21 protein-coding genes are annotated in these 24,496 nt (G+C 67.1%); 12 read left to right on the top strand and 9 right to left on the bottom strand.

The genetic code is table 11. The annotated features are described in order from the left end of the window. From ACQY68_RS07395 to ACQY68_RS07365, 7 genes are all read right to left on the bottom strand, one after another. A complete protein-coding gene (locus ACQY68_RS07395; protein ID WP_428152402.1) occupies positions 1-936 on the bottom strand; it encodes an ROK family protein in 936 nt (311 codons plus the stop codon). After that, the gene (locus tag ACQY68_RS07390) at positions 933-1,706 is read right to left on the bottom strand and encodes an SDR family NAD(P)-dependent oxidoreductase (protein WP_428152401.1); all 774 of its coding nucleotides are present in this window, start codon (positions 1,704-1,706) and stop codon (positions 933-935) included. Before ACQY68_RS07390 ends, ACQY68_RS07395 begins: the two co-directional genes overlap by 4 nt. A gap of 6 nt (positions 1,707-1,712) precedes the next feature. Next, on the bottom strand, positions 1,713-3,197 hold the full coding sequence (locus ACQY68_RS07385; RefSeq protein WP_428152400.1) for a carboxylesterase/lipase family protein: 1,485 nt from the start codon (positions 3,195-3,197) through the stop codon (positions 1,713-1,715). A gap of 142 nt (positions 3,198-3,339) precedes the next feature. After that, entirely contained in the window at positions 3,340-4,548 is a 1,209-nt protein-coding gene (locus ACQY68_RS07380; protein WP_428152399.1) for an alpha-hydroxy acid oxidase, read from the bottom strand. A 145-nt stretch (positions 4,549-4,693) separates the two neighbouring features. Next, positions 4,694-6,046 carry a sensor histidine kinase gene (locus ACQY68_RS07375; RefSeq protein WP_428152398.1) on the bottom strand — a complete coding sequence of 451 codons (1,353 nt, stop codon included), beginning with the start codon at positions 6,044-6,046 and terminating at the stop codon, positions 4,694-4,696. Then, positions 6,039-6,716 (bottom strand): winged helix-turn-helix domain-containing protein, encoded by a 678-nt coding sequence (locus ACQY68_RS07370; RefSeq protein WP_428152397.1) that lies wholly within the window; start codon positions 6,714-6,716, stop codon positions 6,039-6,041. The genes ACQY68_RS07375 and ACQY68_RS07370 overlap by 8 nt, the downstream gene beginning before the upstream one ends. Before the next feature lie 42 nt (positions 6,717-6,758). Beyond that, on the bottom strand, positions 6,759-7,082 hold the full coding sequence (locus tag ACQY68_RS07365) for a PepSY domain-containing protein (protein ID WP_428152396.1): 324 nt from the start codon (positions 7,080-7,082) through the stop codon (positions 6,759-6,761). Positions 7,083-7,345: 263 nt separating this feature from the next. On the opposite strand from ACQY68_RS07365, the gene ACQY68_RS07360 reads away from it, so the two are divergent. The 6 genes from ACQY68_RS07360 (at position 7,346) to ACQY68_RS07335 (ending at position 14,279) form a co-directional block, all read left to right on the top strand. After that, a complete protein-coding gene (locus ACQY68_RS07360) occupies positions 7,346-7,957 on the top strand; it encodes a hypothetical protein (RefSeq protein ID WP_428152395.1) in 612 nt (203 codons plus the stop codon). Beyond that, positions 7,950-8,207: a helix-turn-helix transcriptional regulator gene (locus tag ACQY68_RS07355; RefSeq protein WP_428152394.1), complete on the top strand. Its 258-nt coding sequence runs from the start codon at positions 7,950-7,952 to the stop codon at positions 8,205-8,207. Before ACQY68_RS07360 ends, ACQY68_RS07355 begins: the two co-directional genes overlap by 8 nt. After that, positions 8,204-9,583, top strand: a complete 1,380-nt coding sequence (locus ACQY68_RS07350) for an acyl-CoA thioester hydrolase/BAAT C-terminal domain-containing protein (RefSeq protein WP_428152393.1) — start codon at positions 8,204-8,206, stop codon at positions 9,581-9,583. Before ACQY68_RS07355 ends, ACQY68_RS07350 begins: the two co-directional genes overlap by 4 nt. 202 nt (positions 9,584-9,785) lie before the next feature. Further along, a complete protein-coding gene (locus ACQY68_RS07345; RefSeq protein ID WP_428152392.1) occupies positions 9,786-10,226 on the top strand; it encodes a hypothetical protein in 441 nt (146 codons plus the stop codon). A 213-nt stretch (positions 10,227-10,439) separates the two neighbouring features. After that, entirely contained in the window at positions 10,440-13,004 is a 2,565-nt protein-coding gene (locus ACQY68_RS07340; protein ID WP_428152391.1) for a TonB-dependent receptor, read from the top strand. 12 nt (positions 13,005-13,016) lie between these two features. Beyond that, entirely contained in the window at positions 13,017-14,279 is a 1,263-nt protein-coding gene (locus tag ACQY68_RS07335; RefSeq protein WP_428152390.1) for a histidine-type phosphatase, read from the top strand. 68 nt (positions 14,280-14,347) lie between these two features. Here the strand turns inward: ACQY68_RS07335 and iolG (ACQY68_RS07330) are convergent, their stop codons facing one another. After that, positions 14,348-15,325: an inositol 2-dehydrogenase gene (iolG, locus tag ACQY68_RS07330; protein WP_428152389.1), complete on the bottom strand. Its 978-nt coding sequence runs from the start codon at positions 15,323-15,325 to the stop codon at positions 14,348-14,350. Between the two features lie 10 nt (positions 15,326-15,335). Beyond that, positions 15,336-16,313, bottom strand: a complete 978-nt coding sequence (iolG, locus tag ACQY68_RS07325) for an inositol 2-dehydrogenase (protein WP_428152607.1) — start codon at positions 16,311-16,313, stop codon at positions 15,336-15,338. Between the two features lie 155 nt (positions 16,314-16,468). Here iolG (ACQY68_RS07325) and ACQY68_RS07320 point away from each other — a divergent pair, with 155 nt between their 5' ends. From ACQY68_RS07320 to ACQY68_RS07295, 6 genes are all read left to right on the top strand, one after another. Then, entirely contained in the window at positions 16,469-17,359 is an 891-nt protein-coding gene (locus ACQY68_RS07320) for a MurR/RpiR family transcriptional regulator (RefSeq protein ID WP_428152388.1), read from the top strand. A gap of 112 nt (positions 17,360-17,471) precedes the next feature. Continuing rightward, positions 17,472-19,385, top strand: coding sequence for a bifunctional 5-dehydro-2-deoxygluconokinase/5-dehydro-2-deoxyphosphogluconate aldolase (locus ACQY68_RS07315; RefSeq protein WP_428152387.1), 1,914 nt, complete (start codon positions 17,472-17,474; stop codon positions 19,383-19,385). A 2-nt stretch (positions 19,386-19,387) separates the two neighbouring features. Next, on the top strand, positions 19,388-21,226 hold the full coding sequence (gene iolD / locus ACQY68_RS07310; RefSeq protein ID WP_428152386.1) for a 3D-(3,5/4)-trihydroxycyclohexane-1,2-dione acylhydrolase (decyclizing): 1,839 nt from the start codon (positions 19,388-19,390) through the stop codon (positions 21,224-21,226). Then, positions 21,223-22,107, top strand: a complete 885-nt coding sequence (iolE, locus tag ACQY68_RS07305) for a myo-inosose-2 dehydratase (protein WP_428152385.1) — start codon at positions 21,223-21,225, stop codon at positions 22,105-22,107. Before iolD ends, iolE begins: the two co-directional genes overlap by 4 nt. Next, the gene (gene iolB / locus ACQY68_RS07300) at positions 22,107-22,928 is read left to right on the top strand and encodes a 5-deoxy-glucuronate isomerase (protein WP_428152384.1); all 822 of its coding nucleotides are present in this window, start codon (positions 22,107-22,109) and stop codon (positions 22,926-22,928) included. Before iolE ends, iolB begins: the two co-directional genes overlap by 1 nt. A 2-nt stretch (positions 22,929-22,930) precedes the next feature. Further along, positions 22,931-24,436 (top strand): CoA-acylating methylmalonate-semialdehyde dehydrogenase, encoded by a 1,506-nt coding sequence (locus tag ACQY68_RS07295; RefSeq protein WP_428152383.1) that lies wholly within the window; start codon positions 22,931-22,933, stop codon positions 24,434-24,436. The last annotated feature ends 60 nt before the right edge of the window (positions 24,437-24,496 follow it).

Here is a 24,496-nt window from a genome sequence, read left to right as displayed (position 1 = left end):
TCAGATAGGTCTGTCTGTGATCATTCCTTCGATGGCCCGCAGGCCCAGCGCCAAAGCCCCCATCGGACCCGCACGATGCCCGAGGCCGGGGTGGGTCAAGAAGGCGTCGATGCCCTCGGCGATCTGAGATCCTTGCGCATAGCCGGCCAGACTCTCAACCAGAGCCAGGCGGATTCGGGGCAGCAAATGCCCCTGCCCCATCCCGAGGCCGCCGCCCATCAAGATGCGCTCGGGCGCCTGGGTCAGGACCATGTTGTGGAACAGCCCCGCCAGCGCGTGGACGACCTCGTCCCAGGCCGGATCGTTTCGGGTCAGTTGCTCCGCCGGAAAGCCCGACCTCGCGGCGATCGCCGGTCCGGACGCCACCCCCTCGACGCAGTCGCCGTGAAAGGGGCAGGCCCCGGCGAACGTGCTGCCCGGCATACGACGGACGCGAAGATGCCCTGCCTCGACGTGCCCCAACCCCCGGATCGAGCGACCCTGCACGACGGCGCCGACGCCGATGCCCGTACCCACCGTCACATAGGCAAACGACCACAGCCCCTGCGCCGCCCCCCAACGTCCTTCGGCGAAGGCGGCGGCGTTGACGTCGGTGTCGAAGCCGACCGGTCTGCCCCACCGTCTTGCCCGCCCCAGCACGTCTGCGCCGCTCCAGCCGGGCTTGGGCGTGCTGACGATGCGGCCGTGATCGCGCGACGCCGGATCGAGTTGCAGGGGCCCGAAGCTCGCGACCCCGACCGCCTGAAAGCCGTGCTTGTCCTGCCAGCGGCGCATTACCGCATCGATGGCGTCAAGCGTTTCCACCGGCGTCGTGGTCTTGATCCGCGCCTCGGCCCGGATATCTTCCGGCCCCGTGCCGAGCACGCAGACGCATTTCGTCCCGCCAAGTTCGATCCCGGCGATCAGCGGACTGTCGCCCTTCCCGGCCTCGGTCACCAGCAGGTGTATCCGCCGTCGACCAGCACGATGGAGCCGGTCATCAGGCTCGCCGCGTCCGACGCCAGGAACAGCACGACCGAAGCAACCTCCTCCGGCTCGCCCAGACGCGCCATCGGCGTTGAGTCGATCCAGCGCCTGTACATCGGCGCCTCACGGTCGGCGAAAGCGTTCAGAGGCGTGGCGATATAGGTCGGCGCCACCGCGTTCACCCGAACCCCGCGCGCGCCCCACTCGGCCGCCAGCGACCGCGTCAACTGGTGCACCGCCGCCTTGGAAGCGTTGTAGTGGGCCTGTCCCTGGGGCCTATTGACGATGAAGCCGCTCATCGAGCCGACATTCACGATACTGCCCGAGCCCTGCGCCAACATGTGCCGACCGAAGGCGCGCGCGCACCAGAAGGTCCCGTTCAGATTGACGTCGAGGACGTTGAGCCAGCGCTCGTCTTCCATCTCCTCGGCCGCGATCTCGCTGCGGGCGATGCCGGCGTTGTTGACGAGGATGTCGATCCGGCCGAGGCGCGCGACCACATCGTCCGCGGTCCGCTGGACCGCCTCGGCGTCCGACACATCCATGACCACGCCCTCGGCGGCATAGCCTTTCGCGGTCAGGGCCAGAATCGCCGCGTCGACGACGGTCTGCCTCAGGTCGGCGATGACGACCCGGGCCCCGGCCTCTGCAAGAGCTTCAGCGCAGGAGAAGCCGATGCCGCTCGCCCCGCCTGTGATCAGGGCGACGCGGTCGTCCACCCGGAAGCGTTCGAGATACATGACGACCTACTCGCGCCACAGGTTGGCGGCCGGGACGTCGGGGTCGCGAACGGCCTTGCCGAGGTCGAGGCGGTAGACCTGACGCGTCCCGGGTTCGTACTCCGCCCAAGGCGCTGTGCCGTCGCGGGCATAGTCGACCCAGACCTTGTGGATGCTGTCGGCGAGCGCCTGCGGCGGATTTTCGCCAAGGAAGCCTTTGGGCCCGGCGCCGGTCGCCAGGGTATCGAACACGAACGGCATCTCCACCGCGTGACAGGCGCCCAGCTCTCCGTCGAAGGCCGGCGAGCGCCAACCCATCTCATAGAAATGCGTCCGTCCCTTGTGTCGCGCGGCGAACACCCGCGCCGGCCAGCGGAACACCAGATCGGTCAGCGCGTCGCTGAGCACATCACCCGCCGAACGCCCCTTCTTCCTGTAGGCCTTGAGCATCCGCCCGGCCTTGGGTTCCACGCGACTGAGGATGAACCAGGCCAGCAGGCCGTTGATCTTCTTCTTCGCCCCGGTCGGCACCAGGTAGATGCTCATCTCCTCGAGGTTGGACCCGATCAGCACATCGACCTCGGCCCCCGCGCCCTGATCCAGCGCCTTCAGCGGCGGGATCGGGATCACGTCGTCGCCGAACACCGGCAGGAAGCGGCTGAGCCCATAGGCCGGCTCGCGGCCCCGCGCATCGCGCAAGTCCAGCTTCGCACCCGGCTGCTGCACCTTGTCCAGCGCGTTCAGACCGTCCTGCGCCGAGACGGTGCGGAAGCCTTCGACCGTCGCGGGGACGCCCAGCATCCTGGCCAGCCTGGCGACAACCTTGCGGTTGGTCTCGATCGAACGGACCATCGACCCGTGGCCGCTCTGGATGATGGCACGGCGGAACAGGCCCTTGGCCATGGGCGAAACGACCAGGTCGCCGATCGACATGGCGCCGGCGGATTCCCCCGCCACGGTGACGTTCTTCGGATCGCCGCCGAAAGCCGCGATCTCGTGCTGGACCCAGGCAAGGGCCGCGATCATGTCGCGCAGACCCAGGTTGGTCGGGACGCCGGGGATGGGCAGGAAGCCGTCGATGCCGAGCCGGTAGTTGATGGTGACGCAGACCACGCCGTCGCGCGCGAAGGCCGCCCCGTCATGCACGGGCGCAGCGCCTGACCCGCCCGTCCACGCCCCGCCGTGGATAAAAACCAGCACTGGCAATCCCGACGCCGTCTCGTTCGGCGTCCAGATATTGAGGTTCAGATAGTCGTCGCCCTTGATCCAGCCTTCGCCAACCAGCGGCGCCAGATCCAGGGCGTCGAATTTCGCCAGTTGATAGGGCGCCGTCGGTCCGTGCCGGGTCGCATCGAAAGGCTCCGTCCACCGCGCATGGGGTTGCGGAAGGGCGAACCGTCGATCGCCTACCGGCGCAGCAGCATAGGGAATGCCAAGGAATCGGGCGCAGCTCGGCATCCTGATCCCGCGCACCGGCCCGGAGGTGGTCTCGACAAGGGGGTAGTCTGTCACGGCTCAACTCCGGAAGTTCCGGACCTGATTACCGCGAGGCGAATTGATCCGGCGCGAAATCTCTGTGCCGTTCGACAGCAATGGCTTGCAGCGGAAGAGGACTGGGCCACGGCATCGCCTCACCCGCCTCGGGGAGCGACCTTCATTGTCGTGCTGCGTATGACTGCGGTTTGTGTCTGATATGGCGCCTCGCCAAGGTTGGAAGGCCTGTTATTCCGGCCAAGGCGAGTGTGCGTTCAAATTCGTCACGCAGCAGCTTGAGCGATCGGGCCACGCCAGCCTCGCCTGCCGCCGCCAGACCGTAGAGATAGGGGCGTCCGATCGAGCAGGCGGTCGCGCCCAGGGCGAGGGCCTTGACGATGTCCGACCCACGTCGAACTCCTCCTTCGCATATGACGTCCGGCCCGTCGCCGAGCGCATCTCTTACGGCGGCGACCTGATCGATCGGCGCAGGCGAACCATCCAGCTGGCGGCCGCCGTGATTGGAGATGATCACGCCGCTCGCACCCGAACGGATTGCGCGGGTGGCGTCCTCCGGCGTCATCAGCCCCTTGATTGCAAGAGGACCGTTCCACTCGGAGGCGAGCCATTCGACATCGCGCCAGGTCAGGCCGGGGTCGAACTGACGGCCAATGAAGTCGAACAGGCTCATCGGGTTGGCCGCCAGGGCTTCCGTTCTGTGACTGACGTTGGCCAGATCGAACCTCGCCCCCGTCAGCGCGGGTATCGACCAGCCGGGATGCAGGGCGAAATCGAGAAGGGAGCGCGGCGTCAACCTGGGCGGCAGAGACAGACCGCTTCGGCGATCACGCAGCCGATTGCCCGCGATCGGCGTGTCGACCGTCAGACAAAGTCCCGCGTATCCGGCCTCGCGGCATCGTGAGACGAACTCACGTGTGAGCCCGCGATCCTTGAACACATAGATCTGGAACAGCATCGGCACGGGAACCGCGGCCGCCAGATCCTCCAGCCGCGTGGTGCCCATGGTGGACAAACAGTAGGGAATGCCCTGAGCGGCTGCGGCCCGCGCCACGGCAGGCTCCGCGGATCCATGGAACATTCGGGTGAGGCCTGTCGCGGACAGCATGAGCGGCCACGCGGCAGGCTGTCCGAAGATGGTCGTCGCGGTCTGGATCGATGACACGTCCGTCAGAACGTCCGGGACGATCTGGTAATCTGCGAAGGCATCGACATTGCGGGCCAGAGACCATTCAGCGTCTGCGCCACCCTCCAGATAGTCAAAGATCGGACGAGGCAGGCGACGGCGCGCCAGAACTCTGAGGTCGTCGATGCTGTAAATCAGATCAGTTGAGGGCACCGATCTTTCTACCGAACGCCGCCGGCTCCGCAAAGCCGACCTCGCCAGGCTTCCAGGTGATATGCGCCTCGCGGGAGGCCGTGCACATCTTCGGTGTGGAACTGCACAGCGTGACGGATTTCCCTCGCCTGCCCTTTTGCGCGCGCCATTCCGGGAGTGGGCAAACCCCGTTGACCGCTCAGGGAAGCGCGGGGAACGAGACCCGCACGTTCAGGCCGGGATGGTTATCGCTGAGCTCGATCCTCGCCGAGTGGAGATCTGCGATCGCCGCGACCAGCGCCAGACCGAGACCGTTGCCGGCCGACCCACGGCTGGCATCGCCTCGATAGAAACGTCGGAACACCTTGCCTCTCGCGGCATCTGGCACGCCGGGTCCGCGATCCGACACCGTGATGTCGATGACCGTTGCTGACGATGACAGCGCGACGTCGATCGGCGTCCCCTCCGGCGTGTGTCGAAGGGCATTCTCGATCAGGTTGGATACGAGCTGCGTCAGCAGTTCCGGGTCGCCGGCCACCGATCGGTGCGGCTCCAGGCTCGCGGTCAGTTCTCGACCCTGGTCCTCCGCCGACGGCGCAAAGGCCTCGACCACGTTGCCCACGACGCGACTCAGATCGACACGCTGGAACCCCGCCTTTCGCGCGCCGGCCTCGATCTGGGCGATCCGCAGCAATGCGGCGAAGGTCGCCAGTATCTCGTCGGTGTCCTCCACGGCGGAGTCGAGCGCGGCTTGATAAAGCGTGATGTCCTGAGGTCCGCTGCGAACGGCTTCCAGACGTTGGCGTAACCGGGTCAACGGGGTGCGGAGGTCATGCGCCACGTCATTGGAGACCTGACGCAGGCCTTCCATCAGACCCTCGATCCGATCCAGCATGGCGTTCACGTCGACCGCGAGGCGATCGAACTCGTCATCATTGCGAGAGACCGGAACACGCTCGGACAGCTCGCCGCTCACGATACGCCGGGTCGTTCGCGTGACCATTCCTATCCGGCTGCGAAAGAGGATACTGGTGGCCGCGCCGCCGATGATCGCAAGGATCACGGTAAGGCCGCCGGCCCAGGCGAACGACCACAGCATCTCGCGCTGAAGCGTGCGCAGGTCCTCGATGTCGCTGGCCACGACCAGCACGCCGCCCTGCACATTCGCTCGCACCGCCATCATGGGCAGTCGCGCGCCCTGATCCTGAACCAGAGTGAGGTGTGACAGGCCCGGAGGCGTGTCGGCCAGCCGGACATCACCGGCCATAACCTTCCCATCGGGCCCTATGAGAAGAAAGCTGTCGGGCCGGTCCTGATCGTCGGCGTCCTGGGACGACAGGTGTTCGAGAATTTCCTCCAGCCCGTCCTCGTCGGCCTCGCGCAGCAGGTTGACCGACTGGGTCTGAACGATCGCCCGGTGACGCGCTTCATCGTACTCTTTGACGGAAATGTAGACGGCGCCAAGCAAACCGGCGGCCGAGACCGCGAAGATGACCGCATAGACCGCCGCGAGGCGGAAGGCGGCCGATCCGAAGAGCCGGGGCCTAGCCACGCAGGCTGTATCCCGCGCCGCGCACTGTGTGCAGCATCGGGCTGTCGAACCCGCGGTCGATCTTGCCGCGCAGACGGCTGATGTGGGTCTCGACGATGTTTGTGCGCGGATCGAAATGGAACTCCCACACCTGCTCCAGCAGCATGGTGCGGGTCACGACCTCCCCTGCGTGGCGCATGAGCACCTCCAGCAGCCGAAACTCACGGGGCTGAAGTTCGATCGGCCGGCCCTCACGCGCGACGGTGCGGCGCAGCAGGTCGAGATTCAGCTCCCCCACTTTCAGCGCCGTCTGCTCCTGCTGCGCCGATATGGCAGGACGGCGGGCCAGGGCGGCAAGGCGGGCCGAGAGCTCCGAAAAGGCGAAAGGCTTGACCAGATAGTCGTCGGCTCCGGCGTTCAGACCCTCGACCCGGTCATCGATCCCGCCGAGCGCCGTTAGCAGAAGGATAGGGACACCCGACCCCGAGCCGCGCAGCGCCCGGACCACGGCCAGCCCGTCCATGCCCGGCAGCATGCGATCGATGACCAGGACGTCGTGTCCTGGTTCGAGCGCGAGAAAAAGCGCGTCGCGTCCATTTCCGGCGTGATCCACGACGTGACCCTGCTGGCGCAGGCCGTCGCAGACATAGTCGGCAATGCGGGGGTCGTCCTCGACCACGAGAACCTTCATGCTGGTCTCCCGTCGAAGCGACGCAACGCGCTCCCTGTCAGCCTAGTCGCGGTCTACGGCGATCTGTTGCACCCGTCCATCGGTGGCGCTGACGGTGACTTCCTTGATGTCGACATCGGTCGCCACGGTGACTTCGTAGTAGGCGCCGGTGCGGTCGATCTCGATCGAAGCTTCGAGCGCCTTGCCGCCTGCGCCACGCTCGGCCGATGCGACGGCTTCAGCCATGGAAACGGTGGCGGCGCGCGCGGCGGCGACTTCATCGGCCTCGTCGCCATACTGGACGGCTGCGAAGGCCACGCCGCCGACAGCGGTCAAAGCCAGGGCGCCGATCGCGGCGGGAAGGAACTTGCGAATGGTCGTGTTCATGGAGAGCTTCCTGTGGTTGGAGCCCTTGTTCTACCGACCGGCGGTTTGGGGCCTCATGTCCCCGACTATACGGATCGCCAATGTTTCATTCGCTTCAGGATCACGATCTCTGTCGCTTCGGGAGCTGACGCCTTCGGCCGGATGCGGACGTCTGCCGCACCTGGTCATGGTGCTCTTTCCCGACGGCGACACGCCCCCCGGGGGTCGGCTTGACAATACGTATTGTCCGCTAGACATTACATCATGTCTGGTGGAGATGACGTTTGACCCGTATTCTGGCGGTCCTGATCGGTTGTTTGTGTTTCGGGTTCGGACTGGCGTGGACGTGGGCCGCCTGGCCGGTCGCGCCGGGCTGGATAGGCACCGGGGTGTTAATCCTGTCCGCAGCCGCCACAAGGGCGCATTGGGATCGCCGACGCAAAGATGCGGGTGACGAGCCGGGTCCTTACGAGCGCCTCGCCTGGCATTCGATGGCCTCGATGGCGGTTCTGTCGAGCCATCTGACCGCCTCGCTCGCCACCGGCCTCGACATCCATGTCGGCCGTGGCAACAGCCTCGCCACCGACAATTGGACGCTGGTCCTCGGCGCCGCAGTCAGCTGGGCCCTTCTGCGGCCCCGCGCCATGCAGCGGGACGAGCGGGACAGAGAGATGGCGGCCCGTGGCGCGCATGTCGGCTTCAGAACCCTGATCGCGCTGCTGCTCGTGCTGCTGCTGGTCCTCGGATTCGCCCCCGTCGTGGTCACGGAGACGCTCACGCCGTTCGTGATCGGCAACCTGTTGGTCGTCCTCATTCAGGTCGGCCTGCTCGCGAGTTTTGTCGCCCAATTGACCGGCTACTGGGCGGCGGCGCGCCCGGGTCACGCCGATGACTGAGCTGGCGATCGCGAACAACCTGCGTCGACTGCGTTTCGATCATGGCGAGATGACGCAGGACGCCCTCGCCAGGGCGGCGGGTGTGACGCGCCAGACGATCATTTCGCTGGAGGCGGGTCGCTACGCCCCGTCCCTCGAGTTGGCCATGCGGCTGGCGCTCGTTTTCGGCCGCCCCGTCGATGATGTCTTCCACTGGCGAACCCCTCCTGCCGGCCAGGTCGCCCAACCCTTCGAACGAGACAAACCATGACGCTCCATCTGCGACGAACGGCGCTCGCCGTCCTGCTGGCGGCGGCCGTCCTTGGCTGCGCCGGACAGGCCTCCGCACAGGCGTTCCGCATCACGCCCGAGGGGGAGGTCCTCCAGGGCCGACCCGTGGCCGTGCGGCTGGAAGGCCTCATGCCGGACGCAGCGGTGACGATCCGTGCGGAGCGACGGTTCGGTCGCCCGGCGCAGGTCTATGCCTCCAGCGCGGTCTACCAGGCCGATGCCTCAGGCGTCGTCGACCTCCAGACGTCTGCGCCGACGGCGGGAGACTATGTTGGCGCGGACGCCGCCGGCCTGTTCTGGTCGATGACGCCGACTGACAGACCTCTTCCCGAGGATTGGCGGACCGGCGAAGTCCGGCTGTCGGCCCTCGTCGGCGACCGCGTTGCAGCCCAGGGCATGACGCGGCTCATCGGAGCGCTGGCGACGGTAGAGGCCGAGGATATCCCGGGCTTTCCGTCCGCGACGCTTTATCGGCTGCCCGGCGGACACCCGCGACCGGTCATCGTCATCCTCCACGGGGCTGACGGCGGTGTCGACGCGAGCCGTCGGTTCGGCGCCAAGCTGGCCTCGCTGGGCTACGCGGTCGTGGGCCTGCCTTACTATTCGCCCGACTGGGGCGCCTATGGTCCGCCGAAAGCGATCCCGGACCTGCCGGGCAGTTTCATCGATATCCGCATCGACCAGATCGGCGAACTTCGGGACTGGCTGAAGACCCGACCAGATGTGGACGCCGATCGCCTCGCCTTGTTCGGGGGCTCGAAAGGCGCCGAGTTCGCCCTGATCGCGGCCAGCCGCTATCCCTGGATCACGTCCATCGTCGCGATGGCGCCTTCGGATCTGGTCTGGGAGGGTTGGGGACTCGAGATGGTGGAAGCGGAGGGCACACGATCCTCATTCTCGTTCCAGGGCCAGCCCCTGCCCTTCATGCCCTATGTCGGCTTCGTCGACGGGCTGCTCGCCGGCCCCGACGCCGATCTGCTGAAGATCCACGACGACGGCCGCGCGGCCCATCCGGAGCGAGAGGCGGCGGCGCGCATTCCTGTCGAGACCTTCCCCGGACCGGTGATGCTGATCGCCGGCGACGCCGACCGCGAATGGCGCTCGGGCCAGATGGCGCGGAATATCCATGCGTCCCGCCGGTCGGCAGGACGTGAGACCGAACTGCTCATCTATCCGGAGGCGGGTCACGACGTCGGCGGCGACGGCTGGGCGCCGGTCACGGGCGAAGTGGCCAGAGGCGGAGGGTCGGCCCAGGCCAATGCCCACGCTCAGGCCGACGCATGGCCGCGTGTCCTCGCCTTCCTCGAACGGACCCTGCGGCCGGGCGACGTCCCGGCACCCTCCCCTCTTCCGTGAGGAATATATGATGCCCTGGACCCGTCGTGACGTCGCCCTAGGCCTGACCTGTGCAGGCGGCATGGTATCTTGCGGCCTTGGCCGGCAGGCTGCTCGCGCGGATCTCTATGACTGCGAGGGCTGCGAGGCCGTGGCGGAGCGTCCCGCGGCGGCGCTTCGATCGGTCGTTCGTCTCGGGCCGCCCGACCAGGACGGCGAGCCCATGATCCTGTCTGGCCGCGTCCTCGCCGCCGACGGACGCACACCCGCGGCGGACATCGTGGTCTACGCCCACCACACCAACGCGCTTGGCCTTTACGCCGACGGCTCCGACGAAACGGAATGGAGCCGTCGACACGGACGGCTGCGCGGCTGGGTCCGCACGGACAGCGAAGGCCATTACCGCTTCGAGACGATCAAGCCAGCGCCCTATCCGTCCCGCGCACTGCCGGCGCATGTTCATCTCTTCATCGGGGAGCCGGGCCGCCGACCCTACTATATCGACGACGTGGTGTTCGACGGCGAGTTCGGCGTCGATCGCGACTACCGCGCCCGTCAGGAGCTGCGCGGGGGCTCGGGGATCGTCACCCTGCGTCGCGACCCGGTCTCCGGCTGGATCGCCCAACGCGATATACGGCTCGAAGTACATCCGGCGTCCCGGTGATCGGTTGGCGCACCACCTTGGCGCCGGGGCCTCATCGCCCGATTCCTCTACCGGATCAGCCGGGCGCCGCGCCTGAAGCCATCCAAGCTTCACCATAAAATATGCAAGAGATATTCCAACCCTATTGCTAAATAGAAAGTTTGTTCGTAGCCTCCCGGACAATAAGCCGACGGCCGTTTCGCGGGGTCAGAGTCGGAACTGGGGAGAGAAATAATGCGCGCACGCCGTCGTTCGGCCCTTCGGGCCCTGCTCATCACAAGCTGCCTGATTGCTCCCGGAATCGCATTGGCGCAGGCCGCGCCCCCGATGGGCCAGGACGAGACCGCCCTCGACGAAATCATCGTGACGGGACAGCGGGCCGCCCAGCAGCGGGCGCTGCAGGACAAGCGCAATGCAGACAACTTCGTCGAAGCCCTGTCGGCGGACGATGCGGGCAAACTGCCCGACCAGAACGTCGGCGAGAGCGTGCGACGACTGCCCGGCGTTTCGGTCGCCAACGACCAGGGCGAGGGACGTTACGTGATCATTCGCGGCGTCGCGCCCAGTCTGGCGAACGTCACCCTGAACGGCCAGACCGCCGCCGCGCCTGAGCCGGATTCACGCCAGGTGAAGCTGGACGACATCCCCTCGGCCCTGATCGGTTCCGTGTCGGTCATCAAGAGCCTGACCGCGGATCTCGACGCCAACGCCATCGCGGGTCAGGTCGACATCGTCACGCTCAGCGCATTCGATCGCAGCGGTCCGTTCGCGACCGCACGTCTGGTGTACGGCGAACTGGCCCTGAACGGCGAGCATCCCTACGAGGGTGACGCGACGATCGGAGGACGGTTCGGTCTCGACGATCAGTTCGGGTTCGTTCTCTCGGCCAACTACTCCCACCGTCCGATCCGGTCGGAGAACCTGCAGGGGTCGTCGAACTGGACCACCCTCAACGGATACCAGGTCCCTGACGACTTCCGCATCCGGGAATACAATCTGATCCGCGAACGTCAGGGCGCCGTCATCAATCTGGACTGGCGTCCGACCGACGCCTTGTCGCTCTACGTCCGCAGCACCTATTCCAACTTCACCGACAACGAGACCCGCGACCAGTTCCGCATCGAAATCCCGGTGGCGACGGCCGGCGCGATCACGGGTCAGACGGCGACGACCGGATCGTTCACGCGCGGCCGCGGCACCCGCTTCGTGCGCCGGCGCGAGGAGGACGACACCACCTTCACGGTGACCCTGGGCGGCACGCTGGACATCGGCGACGCCAGCGAACTTTCGGGGCAGCTCAGCTTCACCCGCGCCGAAAAGGACGATCCGCTGCGCAGCGAGTGGCAGTTCCGTTCGTCCGCCACGGCATTCCCGGGGACCTATGACGTCTCCGAAAATCTCTACACGGTTACCGCCGGCCCGGCCGCCTATCTGGCCGCGACCTATCCCGCTCGCAGCGTGAACTACGACGTCCGCAACGCTGTTGAGAACCTGACCCAGGCCCGCATCGACTACGAAACGCCCCTGTCGATGTTCGAGGACGCCACCGTCAAGGTCGGGCTCAAGATCATTGACCGCGACAAGAAGAACGAACGGGACATACGGGCCTTTACCGCGGCCGGCTTCACCCTGGCTTCCGCCGCCTACATGGACGGGACCTCGGTGTTCGACGGTCGTTATCCGTTCGGTCCGCGCGTCAGCTATGATCTGGCCCAGGCCTATGTCGCGGCCAATCCCACTGCCCTGACGTTCGACCAGGCCGGTTCCGTCGGAAACTCGCTGGTCAACGACTACGAGGCGAACGAACAGATCACCGCCGGCTACATGATGGCCACCGCCCACTTCGGCGACCTCACTGTCATTCCGGGCCTGCGCGTGGAGCACACCGAAGCGGACTATCGCGCCAAAAGCTTCACCCTTGCCTCGACCCTGACGCAAGGCTTCAACATCGAGGCGAGCCGCCAGTACACGGACTACTTCCCCGGCGTGAACGTGAAGTGGGAGCCGACCGAGACCCTTGTGGTTCGTGGCGCGATCACCACCGCCATAGGTCGTCCCAACTACTACGATGTCATCCCGACGACCTCGGTCGACTCCGGCGCCGGTACAGTGGCCTTGGGCAACCCCGATCTGGAAGCGTTGCGCTCGGTGAACTTCGACGCCGCGGTCGAATGGTATCTGACGCGAGACAGCATCATTTCGGTCGGCCTGTTCAACAAGCAGATCGACAATCCGATCTACACTTCCACGCGGACCGTGGTGGGCGGGACATTCGCAGGCCAGGTCCTGCCGACGGCGCAGGTCACCCAGCCGCTTAACGCCGACAAGGCCGAGGTCACGGGCCTGGAACTGAACATCCAGACCCAGTTCACCTTCCTCTCCTCACCGTTCGACGGGCTTGGGGTGAGCGCGAACTACACCTGGATCGAATCCGAGGCGAGCGGTCTGGCCGGCCAATCGCGGACCGTGCCGCTCTTCAACCAGTCGCCGCGGGTCGCCAGCGCTCAGCTCTTCTACGAGAAGTACGGCATCACGGCCCGGCTGGCCTATTCGTTCCGCGACCGCTTCCTCGACACTGTGGGAGCCACGGCCAACAACGACCTCTACACGGATGCGCTGGGCCAGTTCGACGCCCGGTTGAGCTATGACATTCGCGACGAGGTCACGATCTTCGTCGAAGGCTCGAATCTGAACGACGCCCGCTTCCGTCGCTTCCAGTCCGAACAGCGGCCCTACCAGACCGTGGAAGAGGAACGCTACGGCCGGTCCGTGCGCGCTGGCGTGTCCCTCAAGTTCTGATCGGGATCGATCATGCGTAGCGTCCTTCTGACAACCGCGGCCCTGGCCCTCGCTCTGTCGACGGGGTGCCGGTCTTCGGATCCGGCCCCGGTGGCTTCGGACCTGAAGCTGGAACGCGTCGTGATGCTGATGCGTCACGGCGTGCGTCCTCCGACCAAGGCCCTGCCGACTCCCGAGGGCACGACCGACCGTCCGTGGCCGACATGGTCCGTGGACTTCGGCGAGCTGACCCGGCACGGCTACGACGCGGTCCGGCTGGTCGGGGTCTGGGACCGGACCCAGTGGGCAGGCCGCGGCCTTCTTCCCGCGGATGGGTGTCCTGCGGCCGGCGACGTCGTTGTCGCCGCGAGCTCGAAGTCGCGGACACAGGCCACGGCCCGGGCGCTTGTCGAGGGCATGGCTCCCGGCTGCACGATCACCCTCTCCTTCCCCGCTTCCGAAGATGAGGACGTCGAGTTTCATCCGCTGGAATCCGGGGCCGTGCCGATTGACGAGGAGGCGGCTTACCAGGCCGTGCTGGCCCTGATGCCGGAAGGCGGCATGCCGGCCGAAGTCGCCCGGCACGCCCCCCTTTTCTCCCTGCTGAATCAGGCGCTGGGCTGCTGCACCGCCGCCTTCTGCGCCGAAGAAAAGGCCCCGGCCGGATGTGACATCTCCAGAATGCCGGCGGGCATCGTCCGCAACGACGAGGATCGGCCGGACGTCGGCGATCCCTTCGGCATCGCCTCGACTGCAAGCCAGACCTTCCTGCTGGAATATCTCGAAGGCATGCCGATGGCCGACGTGGCCTGGGGTCGGCTGACGCGGGCGCAGATCGAGGCCCTGCTCGAATTCCACTCGCTCAAATTCTACTACGAAGGCCGGGCGCCCTACGTCGCGGCCCGCGCGGCCTCGCCATTGGCCCGTCGCATGCTCACGGCGATGGAGTCGGGACCGAAACTGACCGTGCTGGTCGGGCACGACACCAATATCGCCGATCTGGGTGGCTTCCTGGATCTGCACTGGCAGGTGCCCAGCTATCCCCGTGACGACCCGCCTCCCGGCGGCGCCCTGGGGTTCGAGGTGCTGTCCAATTCCTCGGGTGCGAAGTTCGTCCACGCCTTCTACAGGTCCCAGACCATGGACCAGGTGCGCGAGTTGCAGCCGCTGACGGCCAACAACCCGGCCTCCTACACCTACATCGCCATTCCCGGCTGCACAGAGCTTTGCCCGATGGCCGAGTTTGAGCGTCTTATGAACAGCCGACTGGTGGCGTCCACGCCCCCGGCGCCCTGACGCGAACACGCCGCTCCTGAACGGTGAGACTGGGCGGAGATCGAAAGGTCTCCGCTCTTCTTTTGCATCTAGAGCCGCACGACCTGCCCGGTCCTTACGGATTCGGCGGCGGCCTCCGCCAGAGCCAGCGCAGCCACCCCGTCGGCATACCCCACCGACGCCGACGCCCCATCCAGCATGTCGGCGAAATGCGTCATCTCGGCCTCGTAGGCGGCGGCGTAGCGGTCGAGGAAGAAGTTCTGGAACCGATCGGCGGCGGCCCCGGCCTCGCCCCAGACCTGGACTGTGCTTTCCAGCACATTGTCGGCCCGGACCATTCCCTTCGAAGCATAGGCCTCGATCCGCTGGTCGTAGCCGAAACCCGAGCGCCGGCTGTTGGAGATGACGCACAGCTTGCCCGAGGCGGTCTTCAGCACGGTGCGCGCCGTATCGACGTCGCCCAGCTTGCCGATCTCCGGATCGACCAGACAGCTGCCGGCGGCATAGACCTCGGTCGGCTCCTCGCCCAGCAGCCAGCGGGCCATGTCGAAGTCGTGGATCGCCATGTCCTTGAACAGCCCACCCGAGACGGCGACATAGGACGGCGGCGGCGGGGACGGGTCGTTCGACGTGATCTGCACCGACTCCAGCGCCCCGATCGAACCGCTGTCCAGCCGCGCCTTCAGGGCCTGGAAATTGGGATCGAAACGGCGGTTGAAGGCCAGCAGGATGCGCGCGTCGGCCAGATCGCCCGAGGCGCTGCGGGCGCGGGCCAGATCCTGATCGATCGGCTTCTCGCAGAAGATCGCCTTGCCCGCCCGGGCCGCGCGAACGCTGTAGTCCAGATGGGTGTCGGTCGAGCTGGCGACGATCACGCCGCCGATGTCCGGCGCGTCCATGACTTCACCCAGCGTCATCACCTGTGCGCCCCACTGCGCTGCGACCTCCGAGGCGGACGCCGCCATCGGATCGACGACGCCGACCAGCTCGACGCGTGGGTTCAGGGCGGCGTTGCGGGCATGGATCCGGCCGATCCGGCCGGCGCCGATGAGGGCGATCTTGTGCATGAGTGACTCCTTACAGTCTGACGACGGCGCCGGTGCGTACGGATTGATCGCACGCTTCGGCGAGAACGAGGGCCGCGACGCCGTCGGGATATCCGACGCTGGACGTCACGCGGCCATGGGCGACATCGGCGAAATGAGCCATCTCGGCGCGGTACGCCTCGGCGTATCGCTGCAGGAAAGCGGGCTTGATCGGGGCGGAACTGACGCCGGCATCGGTCAGGGTCTGGACCGTGTCGTCGGCGACGTTGCCGGCCGTGATCATCCCCCTGGACCCGAACGCCTCGATCCGCTGGTCATAGCCATAGCCGCTGCGCCGGGTGTTGGAGATCACGCACATCCGGCCGGACGCCGTCTTCAACACGGTACGCGCCGTGTCCACATCGCCCAGCCGCCCGATCTCGGAATCGACCAGACAACTGGCGGCGGCGAACACCTCGACCGGCTCCTCGTCGAGCAGCCATCGAGCCAGATCCAGGTCGTGGATGGTGAAGTCCTTGAACAGTCCGCCGCTGGTCGGGATGAAACCGGGCGGCGGCGCGGCCGGGTCGTGATTGACCAGATGCAGCGTTTCGAGCCGCCCGATCTCGCCCGCATCGACGCGGCGTTTCAGGGCGACGAAGTGCGGATCGAAGCGACGGTTGAAGGCCAGCACCAGCCGGGCATCGGCGAACCGATCCTGAGCCGCCCGTGCCTTGGCCAGATTCAGGTCGATCGGCTTCTCGCAGAAGATGGCCTTGCCGGCATCGACGGCGGCCAGGGCATGGGTCAGGTGCAGGTCAGTGGAACTGCAGATCAGGACGCCGCCGACGTCGGGGTCCGTCAAGGCTTCATCCAGCGATGCGGCGCGCGCGCCAAAGGGATCGCCGATCGCGGCGGCGGCCTCCGGGCGCGGATCCACCACATACTTCAGGCGCAGATCGGGATGCCGACCCGCGTTGACGCCATGGATCGAGCCCATCCGCCCCGCGCCAATCAACGCTACATTCATTCGAGCCAAGGCCGCCTCCCGAAGTCTTTCGCCGGAAACAGCATGGAACCGATATTCTGTCTAGCAATGAAATAGAATTTCCAAGCAGCGCGCCGACATTCCATTGAGCCCTTGTCGAGGGCGCGGTACGGTCTCGCGGAAAACGTGGAAACGCCATGGACGAGTTGATTCCCCCCACCAACGCCGACGACCTGCGCGCCGCGATCCTGGCCCGCTACGACACCCTCAGCAAACGCCTGCAGCAGATCGCGCGCTATGTGCTGGACGAGCCGAACGCGGTGGCGCTGGAGACCCTGGCGGTGCTGGCCGACCGCAGTGGCGTCCAGCCCTCGGCCATCGTGCGCTTCGCCAAGTCGTTCGGCTTCGACGGCGCCACCCAGATGCAGCGGCTGTTCCGAGACGGCCTGCTGTCCGGCGGCGCGACCCTGGGCTACGGCGAGCGGGTCCGCCAGTTCCGCGACGAGGTGGACGGCAAGGCCGTCGGCGACCCGCGTCAGGTGCTGGCCGAGTTCGTCGAAGGCAACACCCTGGCGCTTCAGAACCTGGGCGAGATCATCAGCGCGGCCGACCTCGCCGCCGCCGTCAAGCTGATCGCCAAATGCGACACCGTCTATGTGGCGGGGTTCCGGCGGTCGTTTCCCGTCGCGGCCTACATCGCCTACTCGCTGCATCAGGTCGACAAGAAGACGGTCTTCATCGACAGCATCGGCGGCATGACGCGGCAACAGATCCATGCCATCGGGCCCAAGGATCTGCTGCTCGCCGTCAGCTATCACCCCTATGCCGAGGAGACGCTGCAACTGATCGAGGCGGCGGTCGAGCGCGGCTGCAAGGTCCTGTCGATCAGCGACAGTCTTGTCAGCCCCGTGGCCAAGCCCGCGACCCTGGTGCTTCAGGTCAGGGAGGCGGAGATCCGCAAGTTCCGCTCGCTGTCAGCCTCCATGTGCCTGGCCCAGGCCCTGGTCATCTCCTACGCCTTCGCGGCGTCCCAGACCGCACTCAACTCCTCCTCTCTAAAACGCGCCACAAAGCACAGTTCAGAATGAAACATCTGTTGCGACCATTCTATAGATAGAATATACGTTACATATTGAGGGCGCGCGACGCGTCGGTGTGGTGTGGATACGACGTATGGCGGGGGCGAATCGTCGGCTTGACGTGATCACCATCGGCCGCTCCGGCGTCGACCTGTACGGCCAGCAGATCGGCGGCCGGCTGGAGGACATGATGTCCTTCGCCAAATACATCGGCGGCAGCCCGACCAACACCGCCGTCGGCGGATCGCGTCTGGGCCTGCGCACCGCCCTGCTGACCCGGGTCGGCGGCGACCATTTTGGCCGGTTCATCCGCGAACAGCTGGTGCGCGAGGGCGTCGTCGTCGACGGCGTCCTGACCGACGCGGAGCGGCTGACGGCCCTGGTCTTCCTCGGCATCCGCGACCCTGAGACCTTCCCCCTGATCTTCTATCGCGAGAACTGCGCCGACATGGCGCTGAGCGCCGACGACGTCGATCCGGCCTTCATCCGGTCGGCCGGCGCGGTCCTGATCAACGGCACCCACCTGTCGCAGCCCGGTGTGTTCGAGGCATCGATGAAGGCCTGTCGCATCGCCCGCGACAACGGCGGCAAGGTTATCTTCGACATCGACTATCGTCCGGTCCTGTGGGGCCTGACCGACAAGGACATGGGCGAGAACCGCTTCGTCGCCGACGCGGCCGTGACGGCGCGCCTGCAGGAAGTCCTGCCCCTGTGCGACCTGATCGTCGGCACGGAGGAAGAGGTCCATATCCTCGGCGGCTCGACCGACACCATCGAGGCCCTCCGCACCATTCGCCAGCAGTCCGACGCCCTGCTGGTCTGCAAGCGCGGCCCGGACGGCTGCTCCGCCTTCCCCGGCTTGATCCCCGACAGTCTGGACGACGGCGTCGTCGGTCGCGGCTTCCGGGTCGAGGTATTCAACGTGCTGGGCGCCGGCGACGCCTTCATGGCCGGCTTCCTGCGCGGCTGGCTGAGGGGCGAGCCGCTGACCACCTGCTGCGAGTTCGCCAACGCCTGTGGGGCGATCGTGGTGTCCCGTCACGGCTGTTCGCCCGCCATGGCGACCTGGGAGGAGCTGCAGCTGTTCCTCGACGGTCAGGACCGCCCGTTCCGTCTGCGCGAAGACGCCGCCCTCGAACACATCCACTGGGCCACCACGCGGGTCGGCCAGTATGACGACCTGACCGTCCTGGCCATGGACCATCGCAGCCAGTTCGAGGATCTGTGCACGCGCATCGGCGCCGATCTGGACCGCGTGCCTGCCTTCAAGGCCCTGACGCTGAAGGCCGTCGATCGGCTGGCACAGGGCAACCCACGCTTCGGCGTGCTGCTGGACGGCCGCTTCGGCATGCGAGGCTTGGAGGAGGCCGCCGACACGACCTACTGGATCGGCCGCCCGATCGAGCTGCCCGGCTCCTGCCCGCTGGAGTTCGAGGGCGCCGCCGACGTAGCGACCGAGCTGGCCACATGGCCGCCGAACCACGTCGTCAAATGCTTGGCCTTCTATCACCCCGACGACGCCGCCCCCCTGCGCGAACGTCAGGAGCGCCAGCTGCTTCGCCTCCAGGACGCCTGCCTGAAGACCGGACACGAGCTGCTGGTCGAGATCATCGCCTCTCGCAACGGTCCCATCGATGCCCGCACCATCGCGCGCGCCATCCAGCGGCTGTACGATCTGGGCATGAAGCCCGACTGGTGGAAGCTGGAACCGACGAGCGACCCGGCCGCCTGGGTCAATGTCGAGGCCGCCATCCGCGCCAACGATCCCCACTGCCGGGGCGTGCTGCTGCTGGGCCTGTCGGCGCCCGAGGACGAACTGATCGCCTCCTTCAGCGTCGCCGCCGCCTCCTCGATCATCAAGGGATTCGCGGTCGGCCGCACCATCTTCGCCGACGTCGCCGAGCAGTGGCTATCCGGCAAGATCGACGACGAGACCGCCGTCGCCGACCTGTCGGCACGGTTCGCCGTGCTGGTCGATGCCTGGCGCGCCGCCCGCGCGTCGGTCTCGGCTCCGCGTTTGCGAGAGGCGGTCTGAGCGTGTCGACTATCCGCCTGACCGCCGCCCAGGCCGCCGTCCGTTGGCTGGCCGCCCAGTTCGTCGTCGTCGACGGCGTCGAGATTCCCTATTTCGCCGGCTGCTGGGCCATCTTCGGCCACGGCAACGTCGCCGGCATCGGCGAAGCCCTGCACGCCCACCGCGACGTCCTGCCGACGTGGCGGGCGCACAACGAACAGGGCATGGCCCACGCCGCCATCGGCTACGCCAAACAGATGCGGCGTCAGCGGGCCATGATCTGCACCACCTCGATCGGCCCAGGGGCAACCAATCTGTTGACCGCGGCGGCCCTGGCCCACGTCAATCGACTGCCGGTCCTTCTGATGCCCGGCGACGTCTATGCCAGCCGCCGGCCCGACCCGGTTCTTCAGCAGATCGAGGATTTCGCCGACGCGACGGTCTCGGCCAACGACTGCTTCAAGCCGGTGTCGCGCTTCTTCGACCGGATCACCCGGCCCGAGCAGATCCTCGACGCCCTGCCCAAGGCGCTGGCCGTCATGATGGACCCAGCCACCTGCGGGCCTGCGACGATCGCCTTCTGCCAGGACGTCCAGGCCGAGGCCTTCGACTATCCCGTCGCCTTCTTCGACCGCCACGTCTGGCGCACCCGCCGCCAGCCCGCCGACGGCGACGAGATGTCGGCCCTGATCGACGCGATCCGTTCGGCGAAACGGCCTCTGATCGTCTCCGGCGGCGGCGTCCTCTACAGCTGCGCCGAAGCCGCCCTGTCCGATCTGGCCCAGGCCACCGGTCTGCCGGTCGCGGAGACCCAGGCCGGCAAGGGCGCCCTGCCCTGGAACCACCCGTCGAACCTCGGCTCGATCGGCGTGACCGGTTCCTCGGCGGCCAACGCCGCGGCGGACGAGGCCGACCTGATCGTCGGCCTCGGCACGCGGCTGCAGGACTTCACCACCGGCTCGCGCAGCCTGTTCCCCGACCGCAAGCTGTTCCAGGTCAACATCCAGCCCTTCGACGCCCACAAGCACGACGCCCAGCCGGTCGTCGGCGACGTCGGCGCGGTGCTCGGCGCCCTGGCCATCGCGCTGAACGGCTGGACCGCGCCAAACGCCTCGATCCAAACGGTCGCCCTCGCCGACTGGACCGCCGCCGTCGATGCGGCGACGGCGAGAGACGACGCCAGGACCCTGCCCAGCGACGCCCAGGTCATCGGGGCCGTCCAGCGGTCGATGGGCGACGACGCCGTCGTGGTCTGCGCCGCCGGCGGCCTGCCGGGCGAACTGCACAAGCTGTGGCGCACGGCCCGGCCCGGCGGCTACCACCTGGAATACGGCTTCTCCTGCATGGGCTACGAGGTCGCAGGCGGCCTCGGCGTCAAGATGGCCGAGCCGGATCGCGAGGTCGTCGTCATGGTCGGCGACGGGTCGTATCTGATGCTGAACTCCGAGCTCGCGACCTCGGTGATGATGGGTCACAAGCTGATCGTCGCCCTGCTCGACAACCGGGGCTTCGGCTGCATCAACCGGCTGCAGCAGGCGACGGGATCGCCCGGCTTCAACAACCTGCTGGCCGACAGCCGCCACGAAATCCTGCCCGACATCGACTTCGCCGCCCATGCCCGCAGCCTCGGCGCCCTGTCCGAGAAGGTCGAAACCCTAGGCCAGTTCGAGGCCGCCATGGCCCGCGGCCGCGCCGCCGACCGCTCCTATGTCGTCGTCATTGACACCGACCCGCTGAAGACAACCGAGGCCGGCGGCTGGTGGTGGGACGTCGCCGTTCCCGAAGTGTCCGAACGCCCCGAGGTCGAGGCCGCGCGCCGCGACTACGAGGCCCGCATCCGTATGAAGAGAGACTTGTCATGACGATCCGCTGGGGCGTCAGCCCGATCGCCTGGTCCAACGACGATATGCCCGAATTGGGCGGCGATACGCCGCTGGACGACATCTTCCGCGACATCCGCGAGGTCGGGTTCGAGGGCGTCGAGATGGGCGGCCGTTTCCCGAAGGAGCCCGCCGCCCTGAAGGCCGCGCTGGGCGGTCTCGACATGATCGGCGGCTGGTATTCCGGCTCGCTGCTGGTGCAGGACGCCGAGGCCGAGATCGTCGCCATGCAGCCGCATCTGGACCTGCTGAAGGCCATGGGTTCGACCGTCTTCGTCTTCGCCGAGACCTCCAACGCCGTCCACGGCAACCGGTCGGTACCGCTCAGCGGGACGCCGCGTCTGGGGACCGGCGACTGGGCCCAGTTCGGTGCGCGGCTGACCGCCGTGGCCGACTATCTGGCCGGCGAGGGCTTCAAGTTCGCCTATCACCACCACCTGGGTACGGTGGTCGAGACCGCCGCCGACGTTGACGCCTTCATCGCCAACACCGGACCGTCCGTCGGGCTGACGCTGGACACCGGCCACGCGGCGCTGGGCGGCGTCAACTCGCTGGCCATCATCCGCGACCACCCCGAACGCGTCGTCCATGTCCACTGCAAGGACGTGCGCTGGGAGACCTTCACCAAGGCGAAGAAGGGCGGCTCCAGCTTCCTGGACGGCGTGCTGGCGGGCATGTTCACCGTGCCCGGCGACGGCGGTCTGGACTATGTCGAGGTCATGTCGGCGCTGAAGCGGATGGACTATTCCGGCTGGATCGTCATCGAGGCCGAACAGGACCCGGCGCTCGCCGATCCTCGCACCTATGCCGACCTCGGCCTGCGCACGCTCAAGGCCCGCGCCGCCGAGGCGGGCCTGGTCTGATGGCCGACCTGAAGGTCCGTCCCCACGCCCCCGACGCCGACGGCGCCGTGCTGGAGGTGACGCCCGAGAGCGCCGGCTGGAGCCACGTCGGCTTCAAGCTGATCAAGCTCGGCGCCGGCCAGACCTACGCCGGCGGCGCGCCCGACCGCGAGGCCTGCCTCGTCATCGTCGCGGGCACGGCGGACATCACCGTCGGAAATCAGTCCTTCGTCGGCGTCGGCGGCCGGACCACCCCGTTCGAGGACCGCGCCCCCGGCGCCGTCTATGCGCCCGCCGGCGCCGCCTTCACGGTCAAGGCCGCCTCCCCGGTCGAGCTGGCGATCTGCACCGCGCCCGGAACCGGCGTCGGCGCCCCCCGCCTGATCGCCGAGACCGACATGTCTCGCGAGGTCCGGGGCTCCGGCACAAACACCCGCTATGTCCGGAACATCCTGCCCGAATCCGAGCCCGCCGAGGGGCTGCTGGTCGTCGAGGTCATCACCCCCGGCGGCCATTGGTCCAGCTATCCGCCGCACAAACACGACACCGCGACGCCGACCGAAGAGACCGCGCTGGAGGAAACCTACTACCACCGCATCGACCCGCCCCAGGGCTTCGCCATCCAGCGCGTCTATACCGACGACCGCAGCCTGGACGAGACGGTCACGGTCGAGGACGGCGACGTGGTCATGGTGCCGCGCGGCTATCATCCCGTCGGCGCGCCCCACGGCTACGACGTCTATTATCTGAACGTCATGGCCGGTCCGAAACGCAACTGGATCTTCCGAAACGACCCGGCCCACGACTGGATCCTCAGGCCCACCTCCCCCACCCAGGACTGACCATGCGCAGCATCGACCACTTCATCGGCGGCCGCTTGGTCGCCGGCGCCTCCGGCCGCTTCGGCGACGTGTTCGATCCGAACACTGGCGAGGTCCAGGCCCGGGTCCAGCTGGCCACGAGCGCCGAACTGGACGCCGCCATCGCCAATGCCGCGGAGGCCCAGAAGGGCTGGGGCGCGACCAATCCGCAGCGCCGCGCGCGCGTCATGTTCGAGTTCAAGCGCCTGCTGGAAGTCCACATGGACGAGCTGGCCTACATGCTGTCGTCCGAACACGGCAAGGTCGTCGCTGACTCCAAGGGCGACATCATGCGGGGCCTCGAGGTGATCGAGTTCGCCTGCGGCATCCCGCACCTGCTGAAGGGCGAATACACCCAGGGAGCCGGCCCCGGCATCGACGTCTATTCGATGCGTCAGGCTCTGGGCGTCGTCGCCGGCATCACCCCGTTCAACTTTCCCGCCATGATCCCGATGTGGATGTTCGGCCCGGCCATCGCCTGCGGCAACGCCTTCATCCTGAAGCCCTCCGAGCGTGATCCGTCGGTGCCGGTGCGCCTCGCCGAACTGATGATCGAGGCCGGCCTTCCCGCCGGCGTCCTGAACGTCGTCCACGGCGACAAGGACACGGTCGAGGCCATACTGAAGCATCCGACGATCAAGGCGGTCAGTTTCGTCGGGTCGTCCGACATCGCCCAGTCGGTCTTCGCCCTCGGCGCCCAGAACGGCAAGCGCGTCCAGGCCATGGGCGGGGCCAAGAACCACGGCATCGTCCTGCCCGACGCCGACATGGACCAGACCGTCGCCGACCTGATGGGCGCGGCCTATGGCTCGGCCGGCGAACGCTGCATGGCCCTGCCGGTCGTCGTGCCAGTGGGCGAGGACACCGCCGAACGTCTGCGCGCCAAACTGCTGCCCGCCATAGAGGCCCTGCGCGTCGGCGTATCCACCGACGCCGACGCCCACTACGGCCCGGTCGTCTCGGCAGCGCACAAGGCGAGGATCGAGGGCTATATCCAGACCGGCGTCGACGAGGGGGCCGAACTGGTCGTCGATGGGCGCGGGTTCAGCCTGCAAGGCCACGAGAACGGCTTCTTCCTGGCCCCCACCCTGTTCGACCATGTCACTGGGGACATGCAGACCTATCGCGAGGAGATCTTCGGGCCGGTCCTTCAGATCGTCCGCGCCGCTACCTTCGAGGAGGCATTGGCCCTGCCCTCGCAGCATCAGTACGGCAACGGCGTCTGCATCTTCACCCGCAACGGCGACGCGGCGCGCGAGTTCGCCGATCAGGTCGAGGTCGGCATGGTCGGGATCAACGTCCCCATCCCCGTGCCGGTGGCCTACCACTCCTTCGGCGGCTGGAAGCGGTCGGGCTTCGGCGACCTGAACCAGTACGGCCTTGACGGCGTGCGCTTCTACACCCGCACCAAGACGGTGACCCAGCGGTGGCCCGGCATGAAGGCCGGAGCGGTCGCGGACCAGAGCTTCGTCATTCCAACCATGCGATAGAATAGAATTCTTCTTCCATATCTCTCACGCGTGAAATAAGCTTGCCGCAACGAGGATCGC

The organism is Brevundimonas sp. (assembly GCF_965278935.1).
Classification (GTDB): domain Bacteria; phylum Pseudomonadota; class Alphaproteobacteria; order Caulobacterales; family Caulobacteraceae; genus Brevundimonas.
This window is presented reverse-complemented; position numbering and strand designations above follow the sequence as displayed.